The organism is Phenylobacterium sp., from assembly GCF_024508875.1.
Taxonomy (GTDB): Bacteria; Pseudomonadota; Alphaproteobacteria; order Caulobacterales; family Caulobacteraceae; genus Phenylobacterium.
Genome location: NZ_JANINU010000220.1, coordinates 1 through 3,720, shown reverse-complemented (window position 1 = coordinate 3,720; position 3,720 = coordinate 1). Strand labels below are relative to the sequence as shown.

General features: G+C 69.7%; 4 protein-coding genes. 2 read left to right on the top strand and 2 right to left on the bottom strand.

What is annotated here, in order from left to right; translation table 11 throughout:
- Window positions 1–338, bottom strand: a 338-nt coding sequence (locus Q0L11_RS15805) for a TetR/AcrR family transcriptional regulator (RefSeq protein ID WP_296598489.1), incomplete at its 3' end; no start/stop codon positions are given.
- 96 nt (window positions 339–434) lie between these two features.
- On the opposite strand from Q0L11_RS15805, the gene Q0L11_RS15800 reads away from it, so the two are divergent.
- Together Q0L11_RS15800 and Q0L11_RS15795 are read left to right on the top strand one after the other, a co-directional pair.
- A complete protein-coding gene (locus Q0L11_RS15800) occupies window positions 435–1,829 on the top strand; it encodes a carotenoid oxygenase family protein (RefSeq protein WP_296598488.1) in 1,395 nt (464 codons plus the stop codon).
- 82 nt (window positions 1,830–1,911) lie between these two features.
- A complete protein-coding gene (locus tag Q0L11_RS15795; protein ID WP_296598486.1) occupies window positions 1,912–2,961 on the top strand; it encodes a DUF2855 family protein in 1,050 nt (349 codons plus the stop codon).
- Between the two features lie 39 nt (window positions 2,962–3,000).
- On the opposite strand, the gene Q0L11_RS15790 is transcribed toward Q0L11_RS15795, so the two are convergent.
- A partial coding sequence (locus Q0L11_RS15790; protein WP_296598484.1) for a serine hydrolase occupies window positions 3,001–3,720 on the bottom strand: 720 nt, incomplete at its 5' end.

Below are 3,720 nucleotides of genomic sequence, written 5' to 3'. Positions count from 1 at the left end.
AGGTCGAACATCAGCTTGTAGGTGTGCGGGTGCTCGAAGGCGAAGCGGACGTAGGCGTCGCCGACGGCGGCGGCCTTGGCCCTGGCGCTCTTCGCGTTGCCGCGGGCCGCCTCCAGGGCCTCGGCGAACTGGTTGAAGCCGTTGGTGCGCACCGCGGCCAGGATGTCGTCCTTGTCCTGGAAGTAGCGGTAGGGGGTCATCGGCGAGACGCCAAGCTCGGCGGCGAGCTGGCGCATGGTCACCGCGTCGGGACCCTTTTCGGCGAACAGGCGCTCGGCCGCCGCGCACAGGCGCTCGCGGAAGTCGGCCACATCGGACTCGGTCAGGACGCGGGGCATCGGACTCGCTTGCGGAAGAAAACGCTTGCCAAGGGGTACGGCCTCCCGCATGAATTTACAACGTAAGTTACAAAACACAACTCGGAGGAGCGGCTTATGGACGGCGACGTGCGCATCAATCCGTACCTGGCGGGCAACTTCGCGCCCGTGCGTTCGGAAGACGACTTCGACCTCGTCGTGAAGGGCGAGATCCCCGCGGGCCTGCGCGGCGCGCTGTTCCGCATCGGGCCGAACCCGCAGTTCGAGCCGCGCGACCCCAACCACCACTGGTTCTCGGGCGACGGCATGGTGCACGGGTTCTACGTGGCCGACGGCAAGGTGGGCTATCGCAACCGCTACGTCCGCACGCCCAAGTGGGAGCTGGAGCACGAGCACGGCCGCTCGCTGTTCGGCACGTTCGGCAACCCGATGACCACCGACCCGCTGGCCCAGGGCAACGAGGGCGGCGTCGCCAACACCAACATCGTCTGGCACGCCGGCAAGCTGCTGGCGCTGGAGGAGGGCCACCACCCGTTCGCCATGGATCCGCGGACGCTGGCCTCGAAGGGCTACGACCGCGAGTTCAAGGGCAAGGTGACAGCCCACCCGAAGATCGACCCCGTGACCGGCGAAATGATCTGGTTCGCCTACAGCGTCGGCCCGATGCCGTTCGCCCGCGGCGTCAGCTACGGCGTGACGAACGCCGACGGCAGCCTGAAGAGCCGCCAGGACTTCGAGGCGCCCTATGCCTGCATGGTCCACGACTTCATGGTCACGCAGAACCACGTGCTGTTCCCGATCCTGCCGCTGACCGGCAGCCTGGAGCGGGCGATGAGCGGTAAGCCGGCGTTCGCTTGGGAGCCCGAGAAGGGCAGCTATGTGGGCGTGATGCGCCGTGACGCCGACGTCTCGACCATCCGCTGGTTCAACACCGAGGCCTGCTACGTCTTCCACCCGCTGAACGCGTGGGAGGAGGGCGACAAGATCTATTGCGACGTCATGCGCTACGACGTGGCGCCGCTGTTCCCGAAGGCCGACGGGTCGCCGGGCGAGAGGGCGGCGGCGCGGCTGGTGCGCTGGACCTTCGACCTGGCCGGCGCGTCCGACGCCATCAAGGAGACGCCGCTGGACGACCTGGACGGCGAGTTCCCGCGGGTCGATCCGCGGGTCGAGACGCTGAAGCACCGCCATGGCTGGTACGCCGCCGATCCGACGTTCAGCGGCACGATCAAGCAGTGCGCCATCGCCCACCTCGACCTCTCGACGGGCAAGCGGCAGGTGTACCAGTTGAACGGCGGCGACCTGACGTCCGAGCCGGTGTTCGTGCCGCGCTCTGCCGACGCGGCCGAGGGCGACGGGTGGCTGACCGGGGTGATCTGGCGCGCGGCCGAGAACCGTTCGGACCTGGCGATCTTCGAGGCGCAGGACATCGCGAAGGGCCCGATCGCCATCGCCGAGATGCCCCGCCGGGTGCCGTTCGGCTTCCACGGCAACTGGGCGGCCATCGACTGACGTTTCCCCCTGACCGTCATGCGCCGGACAAGCCGGGCATGACGGTCTATTTTTGTGCGCGACACGAGGCTGGAGATCGCGAATGAAGGGCTGGGACCTGCTCGTCGACCGCGGCGACCTGCGCAGGACGACGCTCGCGCCGAGCGACTCCGACGTCGCCCTGGGCGAGGGTGAAGCGCTGCTGGAGGTCGAGAGCTTCGCGCTGACGGCCAACAACGTGACCTATGGCGCCGTCGGGGATCAGATCGGCTACTGGAAGTTCTTCCCGGCGCCCGAGGGGCAGGGGCGGATTCCGGTTTGGGGGTTCGCGCGGGTCGTGCGTTCCAACGCCGCGGATGCGCCTGTTGGGCTGCGGCTCTTCGGCTACTGGCCGATGTCGAGCCACACGGTGGCGCGGCTGGAGAAGCGTCCGTCGGGCTATGTGGAGGTCTCGGCCCATCGGGCGGAGCTGCCGCCGACCTACAACGCCTACCAGGAGGCGCCGCCCGCGGACGACGACGACTGGCGCTCGCTGCTGCGACCGCTGTTCATGACCAGCTTCCTCCTGGACGACCTGATCGGCGACGCCGTGCCGAAGACGCTGGTGCTGTCGAGCGCGTCCAGCAAGACGGCGATGGGGCTGGCGTGGCTGGCGCGGAAACGCGGCGTGCGGGTGGTCGGGCTGACGTCGCCGGCGCATGTGGAGATGCTGCAGCGGACGGGCCTCTACGACCAGGTGCTGACCTACGACGCCATCGGCGAGCTCAAGGCCGCGGCGCCGGCCGCCTATGTCGACTTCGCGGGCCGCAGCGCCGTGAACCTGGACGTCCACCGCACCCTGGGCGATGGGCTGGCGAGCAGCATCGTGGTCGGCGTCACCCACTGGGACGCACCGCGCGGGACGCCGGCGGCGTTGGCGGGGCCGACGCCGGCGTTCTTCTTCGCGCCCGATCGGATCCGCCAGCGCATGAAGGACTGGGGCGCCGCCGAACTGGACGCGCGTTTCCGGGCGGCGCTGACGGACTTCATCGCCGGAAACGCGTGGCTGACGCTTAAGTCACACGTGGGACCCGAGGCGTTGCAGGCGCTGTACGCCGACGTGGTCGAGGGGCGGGTGAAGCCCGACGAGGGCCACATCGTCCGGCCGGGCTGACCGCGGCTGCCCTTCTCCCCTTGCGGGAGAAGGGCGGGGCTAGCTGGAGAACTCCACGGTCTGCATCGACGCGGGCGTGGTCGGCGCTAGGGTGACCCGCACCCGGAGCACGCCGCGCTCGCAGGGGAAGCTGAGCAGGGCCGACATGGCGTTGTCGGTCTGGATCGGATCGACCGCGCGGCAGGCCCCCAGCTTCGACTTCAGCTCGGCGATCTGGGCGTTGCGGCGGGGCGCGTCCCGGTCGAGCAGGACGTTCATCGCCAGCGCCTCGCGGGCCACGAGGACGTCGCCCGCCGCGTACATCCGCTGCACCACCGCCGCCATGGCCTGGAGGCCCGGGCTGGGCGGCGTCGGGCGCACCGGGAAGGCGCCGCTGTTCACCAGGGCGATGGCCGCCTCGCGCACGGTCAGGCTGACGGGCGCGTAGGTGAGGTTCGAGAAGGCGAAGACGCCCACCCCGCGCTCTGGCAGCATCAGGACGTTGGAGCCGTAGCCCGGCAGGCCGCCCGAGTGGGTGAAGTGCATGCCCAGCACGCAATCCGAGTAGACGATCGTGCCCATGCCGTAGGTGCGGGCCCGGTCGCAGTCGGTGGCGTCGCTGCGATTGGCGCGGCCGACGACCTGCGGGAAGTTCTGGCCGCGGACGATCTCGCGGACGCTCGAACGGCGCAGGATACCATCTTCGGGCCCATCGCGGGGCGGCCAGGCGGCCAGCTCCCAGGCCATGTAGCGGGCGTAGTCGTTGGCCGTGGTCATCAG

Bases quoted from the DNA above. Each gene is read 5' to 3' on its own strand.
- Q0L11_RS15800 (WP_296598488.1), top strand. From the start codon at position 435: ATGGACGGCGACGTGCGCATCAATCCGTACCTGGCGGGCAACTTCGCG.
- Q0L11_RS15795 (WP_296598486.1), top strand. From the start codon at position 1,912: ATGAAGGGCTGGGACCTGCTCGTCGACCGCGGCGACCTGCGCAGGACG.